This is a genomic window from Rummeliibacillus sp. TYF005, assembly GCF_003844195.1.
Taxonomy (GTDB): Bacteria; Bacillota; Bacilli; order Bacillales_A; family Planococcaceae; genus Rummeliibacillus.
The window spans coordinates 23,969-42,535 of record NZ_ML122547.1 but is presented as its reverse complement, the minus strand read 5'-3'; the positions used below and the strand labels follow the sequence as shown (position 1 = coordinate 42,535).

Here is an 18,567-nt window from a genome sequence, read left to right as displayed (position 1 = left end):
CTTAGTTTTAAACTAAAAGTTTTCCTCTTCTTTATCCAATAATAACTCGTTCTTTTGGATAGTGGAAATTCGTTTTTTCAGGTTTACCACCGATGAAGTATAAGAAGGAAATAATGCCGACCCTTCCAACAAACATTAAAATCATCATGACAACTTTTCCAATCCCTGATAGATGCTCTGTTAGCCCAAGAGACATCCCACAAGTACCAAATGCAGATGTAATTTCAAAAAGAATTTGCATTAATGTTGCATGTGGCTCTGATAACGATAAAATCATTGTAGCTAAAACTACTAAGAAAGTTGACAAAATAATGACTACATAAGATCGAAAAACATCAATCACATGAATCTCACGATGGAAAATTTGAATATCCTGCTTATTTCTCGCAAAGTTAATCAAAAATAGAATAGCAATAGCAAAGGTAGTTGTACGAATACCACCACCTACAGAACTAGGTGATGCCCCGATAAACATTAGAGCACTTAAAAATATGTCTGTTGCCTCGTTAAAATCAGTCACATCGATTGTTGTAAGCCCTGCTGAGCGGGCTGAAACAGAATGGAACATTGCTGTAAATAACGCTTCATGCCAACTCATTCCTTTAAACGCATGAAATGACTCTAATAATAAAATAACTAAAAAACCGATTACAAATAATATCGCATAAGTTGAAGTAGTTATTTTTGTAAACAGTGAAAATTTAAAATGTCTGTTTTTATTTGATAAAAAATTTTTCACTTCGATTAATACCGGAAACCCTATGGCCCCTAACGCAATCATAATCATATTAATTAGTTGGACAAAATAGTCATGTCGAAACGGCTTTAAGGAGTTTCCTGTAATATCAAATCCACCATTAGTCGTTGCTGATATTGCTGCAAACACTCCATTGTAGAGCGCTTCTTTAAACGTTCCAAAATATTGTGTAAAGTACAAAGTTAAAATCATTGCACCTACTATTTCAATTGTTAGTAAAATTTTTATAATTTCTTTGATTAAATGTACAACACCTGAAAGATTGTATTGGTTGTGATCTACCATGATTAATTGTCTTTCACGAAGTCCTATTTTTTTCCCAAACAAGAGCCATGTAAAGGTACCTAGTGACATAATCCCTATTGCTCCAAGTTGCATGATTAAAGACAACATAACAATTCCAAATACAGAATAGGTATCTGATATATCAACAACTGTTAACCCTGTAACACTTACTGCACTTACAGCTGTAAACAGGCTATCTAATAGAGATACGTGCACACCTTCTTGATGAACACCTGGTAATATAAGAAGGATAAAAGAAATAGCAATAGCGATGAAATAGTAAGAAACGATCGCTTGGAATGGCGTTGAACGCTTATTTAAATCTTTAGCTGTACCCATAATATCGATCCTTTCACTCTAGAAACCAACATACAAACTATTGTATTGAAAAATCAACAAAAAAGAAAGAGAGTTATAATATTTGTCATATTTCGTCGTATATCTCTTACATATAATTTACCCTATTTTCCATAAAAACATCCTACCCTTGTATTTCAGAATAGGATGTCTTGGAGATATATTTTAAATATAATAACTTGTAAGGTATTTCCTACATGGACAAAAATAGATTTATTTCTCGATTTTTGTGACTTCCTGAAGCTCTTCTTTCTTCTCCTTTTTCTTGTTCCGAACACTAGTAAAGTAACCGCCTAGTGCTAATAACACTAGAATACTCCAGAAGATGCTTTTCCAAAGAGCTGAGTGTGGGAAATGCTCATCTAAAAAACCAACTTTCGGATGTGCCAATGTCATCACCGTTAGTTTAACACCAACCCAACCAACTATAAGAAACGCTGCAGTTTCAAGAGAAGGGTAAGATTGTAATAAGCGAACAAACCATTGTGCAGCAAAACGCATAATGATTAAACCAATAATACCGCCTAAGAACATGACAGCAAACTGACCGCCATTAATACCACCTATATGAATACTTCCTAATTCCGGCAATGTTACAGCTAGTGCAACTGCAGCTAACATAGAATCAATTGCAAAAGCTAAATCTGCCAGTTCTACTTTAACAACCGTTGTCCAAAAACCTGATGTTTTTTTCTCTTTCCCGTGCTGTTCTTCCCCATCTTTGTGTTTACGCATATCATAAATATGTTTAAAACTAATAAATAGTAAATAGGCTGCTCCCAGTGCCTGTACCCACCACCAGTTAACTAAAAAAGTGATTAAAAACAATGCTGCAAACCTCAAAACAAAAGCACCTAGTAAACCGTAAAATAACGCTTTTTTCTGTTGTACTTTTGGTAAATGTTTAACCATAACAGCCATAACTACAGCGTTATCTGCAGCTAGTAACCCCTCCAAAATAATGAGTACTAAAAGCACCCAACTATATTCCAAAATAATCGATTCCATCCAATTTCCTCCTTTTCAACAAAAAATAAAAGACCTCTGCCTCTAAAAGGCAAAGGTCTCGCTTAGCAATTGTTAAAGTAATAATTTGCTCTCATACCCGATGACAATTAAGTCATGTAATGACGACTATGAGGTAGGTTTCCCTATAGCTACTCCCCTTTGACAATAACGTCAAAAGTGTATTTGTTTGTAAAACTAGTATATCTAATTATGATCTAAAAGTAAACTAAATTATTTGTCCAATGATTAGAAAGAATCCTGTCAGTTAGCCTATTCACTAACGCACTTTGCCAAGTATTTGTTGTTTAGACTTCCATTGTATGACTATAAGAATTTGTTTGATTCCTCAATAAAATGTTGTGAACAAACTGTGAAAGTATAAAAAAGGGCTTGCCATTTATAGAAATCCTAGTAGAATAAGAATCATAAAACATGTTATATAACAGATTGGTGAAAAACAGGGGAAATAATTATTGTTTTAATACACAGTAAATAAAAAGGAGAAATGAAATATGTGGGTAGTTACTATTTTTAATAATATCAACGACATTTGTATGTTTGAGTACACTAATAGAGAAGCAGCAATAGCAAAAATCGAAGGCTTAGAAAATGCCATTTTATCTTATACAAATTACTAAAAATCTTTAATTGTCTACTTTAAAGAAAAAACAAAAATGCCCTCAACAGAGATCAACACTCTGGGGGCATTTTTTATCATTAAAAGAGACTAAGCTTGCGCTAGCTCTTTAACATTGGAACGAATTAAATAGTCGGCAGCACCAAGTGCGGCAGTAGCACCAGAGCCAATGGAGATGACAATTTGTTTATAAACTGTATCCGTGCAGTCTCCAGCCGCAAAAACACCTGGCATATTTGTTGCGCCGTGTGCATCTACAATAATTTCATTCATTTTATTAAGTTCTAAAGTACCTTGTAAAAATTCTGTATTAGGTAATAGACCGATTTGAATGAACACACCATCTAATGCAATGTGATGTTCCTCATTTGTTTGACGGTCAACATAAGTTAAACCATTTACCGTTTTATCACCTGTAATTTCCTTTGTTAAAGCATTAGTTAAAATCGTTACATTTGGTAAACTACGTAGTCTTTCTTGTAAAACAGAGTCAGCCTTAAGCTCTGGACTAAGTTGTAATAATGTTACATGATTCACAATACCAGCTAAATCGATAGCTGCTTCAACGCCAGAGTTACCTCCACCAACAACTGCCACATCTTTTCCTTTAAATAATGGCCCATCACAGTGTGGACAATATGCTACACCTTTTGTCTTGAATTCTTGTTCTCCTGGTACACCTAGTTGACGATAACGAGCACCTGTTGAAAGGATCACTGTTTTACTTTTTAGGACGCCACCATTTTCTAATGTTACCTCTACTAAATCGCCTTTTGATATTTTTGCTACACGTTGGTCTTTCATGATTTCAACAGGATAAGTGGCTACATGTGCCTCTAAACTTGCTACAAAAGCAGGACCTTCTGTTTCTTTAATGCCAATAATATTTTCGATGGCTAAAGTATCATTTACTTGACCACCAAAACGTTCTGCTACAAGGCCTGTGCGAATCCCTTTACGTGCCGCATAAACAGCTGCGCTTGCTCCAGCAGGACCTCCACCAACAACTAGAACATCAAATGGTTCTTTCTCATTAAATTCAGTTGGGTCAGATGTTGCACCTAATTTATTTAAAATTTCTTCAAGTGACATACGACCACTTTCGAAAAAGTCACCGTCTGCATAAACAGTTGGAACACCCATAATATCTTTTTCCTGTACTTCAGATTGAAATGCGCCGCCCTCAATCATTGTGTGTGATATATTTGGATTTAACACTGACATAATATTCAAAGCTTGAACAACATCTGGACAGTTATGGCATGTAAGGCTGACATATGTTTCAAAATGAACAGGCTTTGTAATAGCTTGAATACGTTTGATTGTTGAATCTTCCACTTTTGGAGCACGACCTGAAACTTGTAAAAGAGCTAAAACGAGTGAATTAAATTCATGTCCAAGTGGTACACCCGCGAATACAACTCCCGATTCCGCAGAACCAGCCTTATTGACGCTAAAGCTTGGTGTGCGCTCTAATTGTACATGTTCAATAGTAATACGAGATGATAATTCAGCAAGCTCGTTAACAAGTTCTAGCATTTGCTTTGAAACTTTATCATCCCCTGCACTCACCTTTAATACTAAATCGCTCTCTAGAAGTGCAAGTAACTGTTTTAATTGACCTTTAATATTCGCATCTAATGCCATGATCATATTGTCGTTCAAATCGTTGTGCTCGTACCTGTTTTGCAACCTACCATCAATGCAAACATACAAGTCACACATAATTTATTCTCGAAACGACAACTTTCTCACCTCTATTTTCTGATTACACAGAGAACCATGTGTCTATTTTCATCCTCTTATAAATAGAGCGACAAATACTTAAAGAAGCCTTAGTATTTGCCGCCTGCTTAGTTATATTGTTATGAAGTTACATAAGTGATTCTGGAAGAATCAAATAAATCGAATTAGATTTTACCTACTAAGTCGATTCCAGGTGTTAAAGTTTCGCCGCCTTCTTTCCATTTAGCTGGGCAAACTTCACCTGGATGATTACGTACATAAGTAGCTGCTTTGATTTTATCGATTAATTGAGAAGCATTACGACCGATACCATCGTTATTGATTTCCATTGTTTGAACAATGCCGTCTGGATCGATTAAGAATGTAGCACGTTGAGCAAGACCAGCTTCTTCATCTAATACATCGAAGTTACGAGAAATTGTGTGGTTAGGGTCACCAATCATTGTATATTCGATTTTAGAAATTGCTTCTGAATGATCATGCCATGCTTTGTGAGTGAAATGAGTATCTGTTGATACAGAGTAAACTTCAGCACCAAGAGCTTTTAGGTTAGCATATTCATTTTGTAAATCTTCTAATTCAGTTGGGCATACAAAAGTGAAATCTGCTGGATAGAAGCAAAGTACAGCCCATTTACCTTTTAAAGTTTCTTCTGTAACTGTTTTGAAGTCACCATTTTGGAATGCTTCTGCAGTGAATGGTAAAATTTCTTTGTTGACTAATGACATAATCAAATTCCTCCTTAGGCTTTCTTTTATCAATAATTACTTCTTAATTATAATAATTATTGTTTACGTTTACATTATTATACGAAAAAAACTTTCTGTCAACTCTTTTACCTTATACAGTCAACTTTCTTGTTAACACCTCAGAACATTATTTTATCAACATTTTGAATTGACTTACTTATAATTCCACCTTTTTAGCAACACAATATTAAAAAGTAAAAAAAATATACTTTATGTATATAGAATTCCCTAAAATAAAGAATTTTATGTATTAAAAAAGAGCCACCAAATTATTTCTTATTTAAGAAGCCAAAATCTTTTCTTTTTTTCATTTAAATTTAACATTTCTCAAGTTGACGATAAAATTAAGGGAGAATCTGTCTTGAATAAGGAAGAAAAAAGTCTATTAATTTTGGGTGAGGAATTTCAAATGAAATAAACCATACAAGTTGGATAGGTACAGGAGAACTGCACATAAAAGCCTGAATAATTCAGATCACCATCTGTGGGATTGAAGCAAACTAAAAAACTCCCACTGATGGGAGTTTTATTCTATCTAATTTCAATATGAAAGTCTTTGTTATGTTTATTTTCTTCGTAATATTTTATCATAATGGGAATACTCTTAATAAAGTCTGCACATTCAATACCCGAATTTTTCAACAATTTATTTGCAACAGTTGTATCAAAATTCGCATTCCATGTTAAATAATCGAGTGACTCATACTCAACGCCCAACTTTTTTCGAATAGCATGTATACTTAATGATGCTTGGGCAAGGGATAACGGAATATGCCCCCTAGGTGTTTTACCTGTAATCTCTTTTACAAAAGCACGATACACCTCTTGAACTGGATGCGGATTTGGATCTGTTAAATGTACCGTTTTTCCTTCTGCTTCCTCTATTTCACTTAGATATACAGCTGCACGATAGATATAATCTACAGGAACAACATTAATAAGAGAAGTAGAGTGGCCTATATAAGGTATTATAGGTAGTTTTTTTAAACGATCAATCATATTGACGATAAAATAAGGTCCATCAAATTTAATCGTTTCTCCTGTTTTTGAATTTCCCCAAACAATTCCCGGTCGGATAATTGTTACTGGGAGATTACTTTTCAACTGATCGACTAATAATTCTGCCTCGAACTTTGTTTCTTCATAAAAATTCTTAAAGTTATTTGGACGTATAAGTTCTGTTTCTAATAAGTTTCCTTCACGAGTTCCTGCAACATAAGCTGTACTAAAATAGACATATCGTTTTAGTTTCGGTAGACTCTCTACAAAAAGATTCATCATTTCAGTACCATGTACATTTACTTTCCAGGCTATTGGACGAGGGACCGCCAAATCATAGATTGCAGCTAAATGCCACACAACTTCTACCTGTTCCTGTAACATAATAATTGTTTCATCACTTAAATCTAATTGTGGTAAAGTGATATCCCCCTCAATAATTACAATCTCCTTATCAGGGAATTTTGATAAAATACTTTTTTTCTCTTGTTGAGCTTTTTCTAATTGTGTAGCTAAAACAATGGTATAAACACGATCATAATTGTAATTTTCAAATGCCTCACGAATAATCCTACTTGCAATAAATCCCGGAAATCCTGTAAAAAATGCTGTTGTCATTTATTTACCTTCTTTCTATCTATTGAAATAAGAATGGTATCAATTCAAAATTAATTACTTTTATACCTCTATAGCTTTTCAATATTCTCTTTACTCCACCATAAGTAAAGAGAATATTGAAACTTTAATTATATAAATCTACTTTTATATAATCATAATAAAAATTATATTTTTTTACAAATATTTCATTAAATAATTCAAAACAAATAGTTGTAATTAAAACACAAAAAGAAGGCCCATAAATGAATAATTCATTCATAGACCTTCTCAAAATTTCAATTAAATTATTTTTTACAATAAACTATATAATTTAATATCAGGGTTTTTATCATGGAACCAACGCATTGCAAATTCATTTTCGAATAAGAATACATAGTTACCAAATCGATCATGGACTAGTGTACTTCGTGGACCTGACATGGATTCTTTAACATCTTCTTCATTTTCAATCCAACGAGCCATTTTATTGCCAATTGGTTCCATACGAACTTCAACATTATATTCGTTTTTCATACGATTTTCGAAAACTTCAAATTGTAATTGTCCGACAGCACCAAGAATGATATCTTCTGTGTGCAATGTCTTATAGTATTGAATAGCCCCTTCTTGTACAAGTTGCTCAATACCTTTATGGAAGTGTTTAGATTTCATAACGTTTTTCGCTGTTACACGGACAAATAATTCTGGTGTAAACTGTGGTAATTTTTCAAATTGGAACGTTTTTTTACCACCTACAATCGTATCACCGATTTGATAGTTACCAGTATCGTATAAACCTATGATATCTCCTGCAACTGCTTCATCTACTGTTTCTCGATCATCTGCTAAAAACTGAGTAGATTGCGTTACTTTGAATGATTTATTTGTACGCGTTAATGTAACATTCATACCACGTTCGAATTTACCTGAAACAATTCGAACAAAAGCAATGCGGTCACGGTGTGCTGGATTCATATTGGCTTGAATTTTAAATACAAAACCTGAAAATTCATCATCTAAAGGTTCTACCAAAGATTCTTCTTCTGTTAAGCGAGGTTGTGGTGTTGGTGCAAATTGCAAATAAGTTTCTAAAAATGTTTGAACACCAAAGTTTGTTAATGCAGAACCGAAGAATACTGGCGTAAGTTCACCTTTAATAATTTTTTCCTTTGAAAAATCATTTCCCGCTTCATCTAATAACATAATATCATCCATTGCTTGCGTGTAATAAGATGATTTTTTCATTTCATGGTCAACAGCAAGCTCACCATTTTCATCTAAAGGTAAGAATCGTTCATCTTCTTCAGTACGGAATTGTTCAATACGTTTGTTATAGCGATCATAAATTCCATAGAATTCTTTCCCCATACCAATAGGCCAGTTCATGGCATAAGCCTGAATTCCTAAAACTTCTTCTAATTCTTCAATCAATTCAAGTGGTTCTTTACCTTGACGGTCTAATTTATTGATAAAAGTAAAAATAGGAATCCCACGCATACTACAAACTTTAAATAATTTTAAGGTTTGTGCTTCAATCCCCTTTGCAGCATCGATAATCATAACCGCGCTATCTACAGCCATTAATGTACGATAAGTATCCTCAGAGAAATCTTGGTGCCCTGGTGTATCCAAAATATTCACTCGACATCCGCTATAATCGAATTGCATAACAGATGATGTTACAGAAATCCCACGTTGTTTCTCAATTTCCATCCAGTCAGATGTTGCAAATTTACCAGTTTTTTTGGCTTTTACAGTACCTGCATCACGAATAGCGCCACCAAAGTATAATAATTTTTCAGTCATTGTCGTTTTACCAGCATCCGGGTGGGAAATGATTGCAAAAGTACGACGTGCTAATATATCTTGTTCAAGTTTCGAACTCATGTTTTTTAACTCCTTTATTCAATCCTTATGTTTATGGGGTGCATAATTAGCCGTTAAAAATTGTAATGCTTTTAGACTTAGTTAATACAAAAGTCTACAATTTCCAACATAGGCTTTAAATTAGAAATCCAAGTTGAACTATTTACACCGGATATCACATTCCTTAATCATGATTATTTTTTAATCGCTATTGAGTCAATATTAAATTATATAAAAACCGAACATTTAATCTTTAAATCAGGTTATTATTTACTCTTTCGAACTGAATATCGATTTATGAAATGCACTCGTTTATCTATTTTGAACAATTATTTTTATCTTCAAAACTTAACTTTTCAATTATAACAAAAAAAGTGGGGATAGTAATACCCCCACTTTATCAATTAGTATATTTTAAATAATTCTTTTTCATAAATATAAGGAAACTGTTCGAATCATTTGGAAATATTAAATTTCACTCTAGCTGCTTCTAACGCAATTTCAGCGTCACTATGAGGATATTTTGTATTCCCAATAATTTGATAATCTTCATGTCCTTTACCAGCAAAGATGATCATATCTCCTGGCTCAGCAACTTCTACTGCATAGCGAACTGCTTCTGCACGGTCACCTATACATTTATATTGATCATGTTGCATACCTTTTTCAAGGTCATTCATAATACTCTCATATTCTTCATAGCGTGGGTCATCAGTTGTTAATATAACATAATCTGCACGTGAAGCCTCTTTTGCCATATCTGGTCGTTTTGATTTATCACGGTTACCACCTGTTCCGATTAAGAAAATCATTTTCTTTTTCTTATAAGGAATCGCTGCAGTTATTGCTTTTTCTATAGCATCTGGTGTATGTGCATAATCGACAAAAATACTAATAGGAAAATCTTTTGGAGAAACTTGTTGCATTCGACCTTTTACCGGTCCCATTGCTTCTAACTGTTCAATAATATCTTTAACAGCATAGCCTTTACAATACAGTGCGGCTGTTGCAGCTAAAGCATTGTAGACATTAAATTCACCAAGTAAATGTAATTGCACAGGGAATGTACCTTCTGGTGTCACCATATCAAAATAAGTCATATGATCATGATATTGACAGTTGATTCCTCTAAAGATTGCTTCTTCGTTTTTAAGACCATATGTCCAAATTGGGAAAGGTGTGATTCCTGCATATTTTTCAGACCAAGGATCATCAGCATTTAAAACTGCATGTTTGTCTTTTTCAAGGTCTTGTCCAAGTTGAGAGAATAATAAGCCCTTCGCATTCCCGTAGTTTTCCATCGTTCCGTGGAAATCTAAATGATCATGTGTTAGGTTAGTGAAGATAGCTACATCAAAGTCTACACCAGCTACTCTTCCTAACACGAGGCCATGTGATGATACTTCCATGACCATTCCTCGACAACCTTCTGCTCTAGCTCTAAAAATCATTTGTTGAGTAGAAAGGGCATCACTTGTAGTATTGCCAGAAGCATACATAATACCATTTAAATTATAACCAGTTGTACCTTTCATAGCAGAGCGAACGCCTAGACCAAGTAGAATAGTTTCGATCATTGTCGCTACACTTGTTTTACCGTTTGTACCAGTTACTCCGAACATCGTAATATCTTTTGATGGATAGTCAAAGAATTTCGCAGCTAATGCTCCGAGCGCTCTATTTGTATCTTTTACAATTACTTGAGCTACATTACCTTGTAAATCTAATTGGCGTTCTGTAACAACAATAATTGCACCATTTTCCACTGCCTTTTGAGCAAAGTCATGACCATCTACCGTATAACCTTTTATACAAACGAAGAGACTTTTCGGTTGAACGCTGCGAGAATCAATGGCTATATCTTTAATATTCTCAGGTAAATTACCAATGATTTTTTTCATCGGTAAACATTGAAGTAATTGTGTTGCTTGCATAATAATTGTTCCTCCTATTATTCATCAATCATTGTTGATGTAACGTACGCAAGCAGTAAAGCAGCTGTATTGCGTAGTGAATCTATATGTGTTCTTTCATAAGCATGAGATGACTCAATGCCAGCACCAAACAATGCATGTCTTACATCATATCCAGCACGAATAGCAGCAGATGCATCTGATCCGTAATATGGGTAGATATCTAATTTGTAATCTATATTATTTGCTTTTGCGAGAGCTACAAGTTGGTGTGTTAACTCATAATGATAAGGGCCACTTGAGTCTTTTGCACAAATTGAAACTGTGTATTCGTCAGTAGCTTGTCCATCTCCAATTGCCCCCATATCAACAGCTATATATTCTACAACTTGATCTGGAATACTTGCATTACCACCATACCCAATTTCCTCGTTATTGGAAATATAGAAATGAGTTGTATATGGTAACTCAATGTTCTCTTTTTTTAGTGTTTTTAGCAATTGAAGCATAAGTGCAGTACTTGCTTTATCATCTAAATGACGAGATTTGACAAATCCTGTTTCAGTTACTTCAAATCGTGGATCAAATGACACAAAATCCCCAACTTCAATTCCTACCGCTCTTGTATCTTCAGCATTAAAGACTTTTTCATCTACACGTACTTCTATATGTTCATCATTTCGAGGTAATTCTCCTGCTTTTTTGTAAACATGTACAGAAGTTTCATGCATTAAGATTGTACCACGTACTTTTTTTCCGGATGCAGTGTGGATTGTGCAATATTCTCCTTCAACTGCATTCCAATTAAAACCACCAATCATCGATAATTTTAACCGTCCGCTAGGTTTAATATCTTTGACAATAGCACCAAGAGTATCTACATGTGCTGTTAGTAAACGATGGCGTTCATCGTTTTTACCTTGGATAGTAGCGATTAATGCACCTTTATTGGTTTGCTTAAATTGTACACCTAATTCTTTTAATAATCCTGATATAAATTTCATAATATCCATTGTATAACCGGATGGACTGGCAGTATTTGCTAACTTTCCAAGTAATTCAACTGTTTCCGCTTCATTAAAAGTGGTTGCCATTTAAAAAACCTCCTACTCATTCTTTTCATAATATCAATATATGACATTTTACGACAACGGTAAATCATGTATTATGGTAATAGTATAATAATTAGAGGTGTCTTTATGAAGTACTCCTTAAAGAAAAAAATCAATATATTCTTCTCATACTGATGACTTTTGTTACCATACATTCAATCATTGGTTTTTTAGGGGTGAAAGATACTATCACACCGTTACCTGATTTTTTTATCATCTTTTGCTTATTAATCATAGTACTTTTTAGCCTAAAAAAAGCTGATAGACTTGTATGTATTCTTTTGACGATAGGATTAAATGGTTATGGATTACTATTCAACTTAGAAACCCATGATCTTACGCATCGTTTAATTATTTTTATTTTACTACTTTTTTTCTTGGCATTATATCAATCATTCTGGTTAAATTTAAGTATCATGGTTGTCACAATGGTGGAATTCTACATACTCTTAAAGTTTCATTATGATAATTTTTCACATTATTATAATCAATCAGATATTACGATTTTCTTTCTTGTTATCACATTCTTTAGTATCGTCGCAATTGTTCAAAAACTATATTTTCAGAATAAGTTGAAAAGATTAGAAGAAGAAGCAAACACGAAAGAGAAAGAATTATTCTCAAAAGAAGGGTATTTAAAGTTATTTTTCAAATACGCCAAAGACAGTATTGCAGTTTTTGATTTAGATAATCGTGTAATAGAAGTCAACCCTGCTTTTGAAGAACTTTATGGTTGGGCCAGGGAAGAGTGTATTGGGAAAAAGATTTGTATGGTACCTTTTGAAGATTTATATAAGGCAAATGAACGTATTAAACGTATGTACGACGGAGAAAGTTTCCATTTGCTTGAAACGAAAGATATGAAAAAGGACGGTACAATCTTTGATGCTGAGATCACTTTATCCCCTATTTTCGATTCAAAAGGCAAAATTATCGCTACATCTGTTATTACAAGAGATATTTCTTATAAAAAAGAAGCTGAACAAATACGTATTCACTCAGAAAAATTAAAAGTAGCAGGTGAAATTGCAGCAGGTGTTGCTCATGAAATTCGAAATCCATTAACCGTTATATCTGGTTTTGTACAAATGATGAATGAAGATCAAAATTCTCCTTATACATATTATACGAATTTAATCGATTATGAAATTGATCGTATCAATCTCATAATTAGTGAATTTTTAGTATTATCTAAGCCTTCTTCAATAAGGGCTGTAGACTTCAACATAGATCTAGTACTATCAGATATCGTAACCCTGTATAAACCTGAACTACAGACAAAAAACATTACTTTATCTGTACAACGGATAACGGAAGGACTTATTGTCTCTGGTAATCCAAATCAAATCAAACAAGTTTTTATTAACCTTATAAAAAATGCTTCAGAAGCTATTCAAAGAGATGGTGAAATTACAGTCACAATCGATAAGACAAATGATCACTTTTGTTCAATTAGCATAAAGGATACCGGACAAGGTATGAAAAAAGAAGTCGTGGAACATATCTTTGAACCTTTCTATACAACTAAACCTGATGGAACTGGTCTAGGAATGATGATTATTGAAAAAATCATCAAAGAACATCATGGACATATTGACATTGATAGTTCATTTGGAAAAGGTACCGAAATAAAGTTCTACCTACCTTTACATAAAGAAAATTAAAAAGACTTTCCCTAGTCAATCGACATGGGAAAGTCTTTTTTTATCGCAAAATCGTTTTTACTAATTTAACCTTTTGTTTATATGGTGGATATAAAAGATTATTGGAAAACTTAGTTGACTTTTTCAATATTGACTTTGGATGGGTAAAACATTCAAAGCTCGCTTTACCATGATAATTATGAACACCAGAAGTTCCAACTCCTCCAAATGGTAGATGCATACTTGCAACATGTGTAATCGTATCATTAATACATCCTCCACCAAATGGTAATTCATCTAAAAAGTATTGGATTGCTTTATCTGTCTCTGAAAAGAAATAAGCTGCCAATGGTTTAGGGTTTTGTCGAATTTGATGAATGACTAAACGTAAATCATCATAAACTAATATAGGCATAATTGGACCAAAAATCTCGTCTTCCATTATTGGACTATCCCATACAATGTCTTCTAACACCGTAGGTTCAATGTACAAATCATCTCGATCAGTATAACCTCCGAACAAAATATGATTTCGTTCTTGATCTAGCAAACCTTTTAAACGATCAAACTGTTTGGTATTAATAATTCGACCAAAATCCGGACTCTTCTGGGGATCTTTTCCGTAAAATTTTTGCAAGGTCTTTTTTAAATGGCGTATAAACGGGACTTTTACTGATTCATGGACAAGTACATAATCCGGTGCTACACAAGTTTGACCTGCATTCGTAAATTTCCCCCAGACAATTCTTTTCACAGCTACTTCTATATTCGCTGTTTGATCAACAATTGCAGGACTCTTTCCTCCAAGTTCTAAAGTATATGGAGTCAAACGTTCAGCACAAGCACTTGCCACAATTTTCCCTACAGCAACACTGCCTGTAAAGAAAACAAAATCAAATGATGAATGGATAAGCGCTGTTGTTTCTTCCACTTGACCTTCTACAATTCGAACATATTGTTCTTCAAATGTTTCTTGAATAATTTTTTTAATCACCGCAGTTGTATGAGGAGCCGATTCAGATGGTTTTACAATCGCAGTATTTCCACCAATAATTGCACCGATTAATGGCTCCATGACTAGCTGAAATGGATAATTAAACGGTCCAATAATTAATGTAACACCGTATGGTTCTCTAACAATAAAACTTTTTGCCGGTTGTAAATGAATCGGTGTTGATACTGCTACTGGATGCATCCATTCTTCCAAATACTTTTGCATATAACTAATACTATCTAATACTAATCCAACTTCTGTAGAATATGCTTCAAATTCACTTTTACGTAAATCATCATGAAGCGCTTGCATAATTTCCTTTTCATAATGACTAATCGTAGTCTTCAATTTTTTTAATTGTTCTTTACGAAAATCAATCTTTTTTGTAGCACCAGAAAAAAAATATTTCCGTTGCTCAGATATCATTAACTCTACATCTTGCATAGAAAATTCCGCCATATTCATCCCCCTTAAACGTATAAAAAAGTGCAAGTCACCCATACTATTTTCAGCTACATAGCCAATGATTTGCCAGCACGTACTGTCTTTTTTCAAATTGTACCATTTGTGAATTTTGAATTCTACTCGCGAAGGGAGAACAGACTATGTTAAAAACAGAAACTTGGTGGGAATCACTTTTTACTGGAGATTTATCAGTTGGTATTTCGTTTGAACGACAACAGGAATTAGAAGATGAAGAATTTTTGTATTTGCGACATTTAGATGATATAAATCGTAACGATGAATCTGAATTATTTTAACGACATTCGAATTTAAACTATTATCTCATCCATTAATAAGCGGGTATGTGTGCGGGTTTGCTCGTACACATACTTTTTTACTAGACCCGAGGTGGTACACACTTATGAAAAACATTTGGAGCATCTACTTAAAAGATTTAAGAAGTGTAGGAACAAATTGGGTATCCGCTATTATCATTTCAGGTTTAATAATTCTGCCATCCCTTTATGCATGGCTAAATATCGCTGCATCATGGGATCCATATGGACGAACAAGTCAAATTCCAGTAGGTATAGTCAATGAAGATACAGGAGCTACTGTTCAAGGTCATTCATTTAACGCTGGAAAAGAACTCATTTCTGAGTTAAAGGATAATCATGATATGAATTGGAAATTCTCCAATCAAAAAGAAGCGTTAAAACATCTAAACAATGGTGATTATTTTGCAGTTATTGTCATCCCTCAAAATTTTTCGGCGCATTTAGCAACCGTGATTAACACTCACCCTGAAAAAGCAACTCTTGAATACTATGTCAATGAAAAGATAAATTCTATTGCCCCTAAAATTACGAGTAAGGGGGCCAGTGTCCTTGTCGAAACAATGAGCAGTAAATTTATCGGTACGGTCAATGGCACTATTTTTGATATATTTAATCGAATTGGTGTCGAGTTGCAAAGAGATATACCAGATATTGAAAAATTCAAAGATTTCGTATTTACATTAGAAAAAGATTTACCTACAATTTACGACAAATTAAAAATAGCACAACAAGATGTAGAAAAAGCGAGTGAAATCCTTCAATATGCAAAAGAAAAGGCTCCACAAGTAAACAATTTAACTTCAAAAGGATTATCAACAGTTGATCAAACACTTACTTTTGTCGATCATGCGGAATCACAACTAAACTCGATTAGCCCTCAAGTGAAACAAGATATAGAAACCGTTAAACAAATCTCTACGACCACAAATAACCTTTTAACACGATTAAGTAAAAGTAATCTTACCTTTTCGGATGCAACAGCTATTAAAACACAGTTAAACAAAAATGTTTCAGAAGCAAATGAAAAAATAACAACCATAAATCAACTATTACTTTCTTTAAAACAATACAATACTGATCACAATATAGATTCAAACTCGCAACAATTAGATAATGCGATTGCTCAAACAGAGACCATTCAAACTATTTTACAACAAGCTCAAACACAAGGAACTGAGCTTAATACCTTACTTGATAACAAAGAACAAGAAATAAGCAATTCGCTTGGTCAACTTCAACAGATAGCGTCTAACACATCTATCGGATTAGATCGATTTACAAATATATTTGAACAAACAATTGAACCAACAATACTCTCGCAGATTACAAACGTAAAACAAACTTTGACACAGGCCAAAACTATTCTGTTGGACATTAAAAAAGCAATTCCCGAAGTAGAAAATATACTAAATAACGCAAATAGCTTTGTGAATGATACTAAAAAAGGTATGAATACACTTATCAGCGAATACCCAATAATTTACGATCGAGTGCATCAATTGGCCAATAAAATACGGAACTTCGATAAAGAGATGAATTTAGAAAGTATTATTCAGTTATTAATAAATGATCCCTTGGCAGAAAAATCATTTTTCGAAGAACCTATTAAGATGCATGAAAATCGTATTTTCCCTATCCCCAATTACGGAACTGGTATGGCGCCATTTTATTCAGTATTAGCTATTTGGGTTGGTTGTCTTTTACTGATTTCTTTATTAGCGGTCGACACAAATGAAGACGCACAATACAAAATTCGCGAAGTATACTTTGGAAAACTTCTTACTTTTTGGACCATAGGATTACTTCAAACGGCTATCATTGTATTAGGAGATATTTTCATCTTGCATGTATCTGCACAGTCCCCGGTTTGTTTCTTTTTCTTCAGTTTATTTATAAGCCTTGTTTTTATGTCCATCGTTTATACACTCGTATCTGTTTTTGGCGATGTCGGTAAAGCTCTATCCATTATTTTGCTTGTTTTACAACTTGCGGGTTCAGGTGGGACATACCCTACAGTTTTATTACCAAAGTTTTTTCAAATTATAAATCCGTATCTTCCTTTCACTTATGCGATTTCTTTAACAAGAGAAGCAATAGGGGGAATCACACAACATACAATCATTATTGACTTTATCTTCTTATCAATACTGTTGATTTTTTGTTTAATATTTGGGAGTATTTTCAAAAAGCAGCTACGTGATTTAACCCGAAAAATGTTACGCAAATCAAGAGAATCTGGTCTATTTCATTAAAAAGCGACTACATCTCCAATTATGTAGCCGCTTTCATTTTTGGATTATTTCATGTTAATATATTGACATTTATGAAATTGAAAATTATGATTGACTAGGATTCTTACATAAGTATAAGTAAGACTCAATAATCTCAGACAAAGGCCTTGCACAATAATTTATTGTGTAAGGCTTTTGTTTTTTAATATTCTGTATCGCCTAAAATACTAAAAACTGCTGTATTTAAAATCATAAAAGCAACGATAGAGATAATTTCAATAGCCATTCTATTTCACTTCCTTGTTATATTCTGTAACTTCATTTGATAAGGCTATCTAGATAAATATGTAATTCCAAATAATTTCTAATTTAATATAAAAGAAATTTTCCATCTGAATCATATTATTAAAAAGATAGTCACTTTTAAAACCCATTTAATAATTATAATCAAAAACTATACTTTCCTGCAAAGTTTTTTACTTTTTCATCACTGAATCTAATTGTATTATACTAAAAAGTATATATAAGCTTGCCTTTTTCAAAATAACTTGTATAATAATATATTAGGTGCCAAACCTATGTGATATTTATTTATAAATATTCACAAAAAAGAACTCCGTAACAGCACGGATTGCTGGGAGTCCTTTTCTTACGAGCAGGCAGATGAGCGCCTGCTTTTTTATTTTGCCTATTATTTACCTTTCGTATTCTTCAATGTATTAATCATCATCAAGTCCTTCTTACATAACAAACTTCTAATTAACTTTGTTCGACTTATTCCTAACAGATACTTTAAGTAATTTGATATAAAAGAGTTGCTTACAATCATCCATAAGACTCTTTTTTTGACTTGGTTTTATTTCAAATCAAAAACTGCCTCAACAGTTTTTG

At 33.4% G+C, this 18,567-nt stretch carries 13 protein-coding genes; 4 read left to right on the top strand and 9 right to left on the bottom strand.

Annotated elements, in window-relative coordinates:
• Window positions 1-31: 31 nt before the first annotated feature.
• The gene (locus CW357_RS05995; RefSeq protein WP_124217589.1) at window positions 32-1,381 is read right to left on the bottom strand and encodes a TrkH family potassium uptake protein; all 1,350 of its coding nucleotides are present in this window, start codon (window positions 1,379-1,381) and stop codon (window positions 32-34) included.
• Between the two features lie 231 nt (window positions 1,382-1,612).
• On the bottom strand, window positions 1,613-2,407 hold the full coding sequence (locus CW357_RS05990; protein ID WP_119414686.1) for a TerC family protein: 795 nt from the start codon (window positions 2,405-2,407) through the stop codon (window positions 1,613-1,615).
• 512 nt (window positions 2,408-2,919) lie between these two features.
• Between CW357_RS05990 and CW357_RS18725 the strand changes: the two genes are divergently transcribed.
• A complete protein-coding gene (locus CW357_RS18725) occupies window positions 2,920-3,045 on the top strand; it encodes a hypothetical protein (protein WP_255416296.1) in 126 nt (41 codons plus the stop codon).
• An 89-nt stretch (window positions 3,046-3,134) separates the two neighbouring features.
• On the opposite strand, the gene ahpF is transcribed toward CW357_RS18725, so the two are convergent.
• From ahpF to CW357_RS05960, 6 genes are all read right to left on the bottom strand, one after another.
• Window positions 3,135-4,691 carry an alkyl hydroperoxide reductase subunit F gene (ahpF, locus tag CW357_RS05985; protein WP_124217611.1) on the bottom strand — a complete coding sequence of 519 codons (1,557 nt, stop codon included), beginning with the start codon at window positions 4,689-4,691 and terminating at the stop codon, window positions 3,135-3,137.
• A gap of 263 nt (window positions 4,692-4,954) precedes the next feature.
• Entirely contained in the window at window positions 4,955-5,518 is a 564-nt protein-coding gene (gene ahpC, locus CW357_RS05980; RefSeq protein WP_119414685.1) for an alkyl hydroperoxide reductase subunit C, read from the bottom strand.
• A 552-nt stretch (window positions 5,519-6,070) separates the two neighbouring features.
• Window positions 6,071-7,156, bottom strand: coding sequence for an SDR family oxidoreductase (locus CW357_RS05975; protein ID WP_124217588.1), 1,086 nt, complete (start codon window positions 7,154-7,156; stop codon window positions 6,071-6,073).
• Between the two features lie 291 nt (window positions 7,157-7,447).
• Window positions 7,448-9,022 (bottom strand): peptide chain release factor 3, encoded by a 1,575-nt coding sequence (locus CW357_RS05970; RefSeq protein ID WP_119414683.1) that lies wholly within the window; start codon window positions 9,020-9,022, stop codon window positions 7,448-7,450.
• A 434-nt stretch (window positions 9,023-9,456) separates the two neighbouring features.
• Entirely contained in the window at window positions 9,457-10,935 is a 1,479-nt protein-coding gene (locus tag CW357_RS05965) for a UDP-N-acetylmuramoyl-L-alanyl-D-glutamate--2,6-diaminopimelate ligase (RefSeq protein ID WP_119414682.1), read from the bottom strand.
• Window positions 10,936-10,952: 17 nt separating this feature from the next.
• Window positions 10,953-12,008, bottom strand: a complete 1,056-nt coding sequence (locus tag CW357_RS05960; protein ID WP_119414681.1) for a M42 family metallopeptidase — start codon at window positions 12,006-12,008, stop codon at window positions 10,953-10,955.
• A gap of 194 nt (window positions 12,009-12,202) precedes the next feature.
• Between CW357_RS05960 and CW357_RS05955 the strand changes: the two genes are divergently transcribed.
• Window positions 12,203-13,690 (top strand): two-component system sensor histidine kinase NtrB, encoded by a 1,488-nt coding sequence (locus CW357_RS05955; protein ID WP_164489553.1) that lies wholly within the window; start codon window positions 12,203-12,205, stop codon window positions 13,688-13,690.
• Window positions 13,691-13,730: 40 nt separating this feature from the next.
• Here CW357_RS05955 and CW357_RS05950 read toward each other — a convergent pair whose 3' ends face one another.
• Window positions 13,731-15,122, bottom strand: coding sequence for an aldehyde dehydrogenase (locus CW357_RS05950; RefSeq protein WP_233548016.1), 1,392 nt, complete (start codon window positions 15,120-15,122; stop codon window positions 13,731-13,733).
• 146 nt (window positions 15,123-15,268) lie between these two features.
• Here CW357_RS05950 and CW357_RS18175 point away from each other — a divergent pair, with 146 nt between their 5' ends.
• Window positions 15,269-15,424, top strand: a complete 156-nt coding sequence (locus tag CW357_RS18175) for a hypothetical protein (RefSeq protein ID WP_164489552.1) — start codon at window positions 15,269-15,271, stop codon at window positions 15,422-15,424.
• A 104-nt stretch (window positions 15,425-15,528) separates the two neighbouring features.
• Window positions 15,529-17,697: a YhgE/Pip domain-containing protein gene (locus CW357_RS05945; RefSeq protein ID WP_124217586.1), complete on the top strand. Its 2,169-nt coding sequence runs from the start codon at window positions 15,529-15,531 to the stop codon at window positions 17,695-17,697.
• Window positions 17,698-18,567: the final 870 nt, after the last annotated feature.

Excerpts from the sequence above, each read along its gene's own strand:
- CW357_RS18175 (WP_164489552.1), top strand. The coding sequence starts at position 15,269 with ATGTTAAAAACAGAAACTTGGTGGGAATCACTTTTTACTGGAGATTTA.
- CW357_RS05975 (WP_124217588.1), bottom strand. The coding sequence starts at position 7,156 with ATGACAACAGCATTTTTTACAGGATTTCCGGGATTTATTGCAAGTAGG.
- CW357_RS05965 (WP_119414682.1), bottom strand. The coding sequence starts at position 10,935 with ATGCAAGCAACACAATTACTTCAATGTTTACCGATGAAAAAAATCATT.
- CW357_RS05990 (WP_119414686.1), bottom strand. The coding sequence starts at position 2,407 with ATGGAATCGATTATTTTGGAATATAGTTGGGTGCTTTTAGTACTCATT.
- CW357_RS18725 (WP_255416296.1), top strand. The coding sequence starts at position 2,920 with ATGTGGGTAGTTACTATTTTTAATAATATCAACGACATTTGTATGTTT.
- CW357_RS05945 (WP_124217586.1), top strand. The coding sequence starts at position 15,529 with ATGAAAAACATTTGGAGCATCTACTTAAAAGATTTAAGAAGTGTAGGA.
- ahpF (WP_124217611.1), bottom strand. The coding sequence starts at position 4,691 with ATGGCATTAGATGCGAATATTAAAGGTCAATTAAAACAGTTACTTGCA.
- CW357_RS05960 (WP_119414681.1), bottom strand. The coding sequence starts at position 12,008 with ATGGCAACCACTTTTAATGAAGCGGAAACAGTTGAATTACTTGGAAAG.
- CW357_RS05950 (WP_233548016.1), bottom strand. The coding sequence starts at position 15,122 with ATGGCGGAATTTTCTATGCAAGATGTAGAGTTAATGATATCTGAGCAA.
- ahpC (WP_119414685.1), bottom strand. The coding sequence starts at position 5,518 with ATGTCATTAGTCAACAAAGAAATTTTACCATTCACTGCAGAAGCATTC.
- CW357_RS05995 (WP_124217589.1), bottom strand. The coding sequence starts at position 1,381 with ATGGGTACAGCTAAAGATTTAAATAAGCGTTCAACGCCATTCCAAGCG.
- CW357_RS05970 (WP_119414683.1), bottom strand. The coding sequence starts at position 9,022 with ATGAGTTCGAAACTTGAACAAGATATATTAGCACGTCGTACTTTTGCA.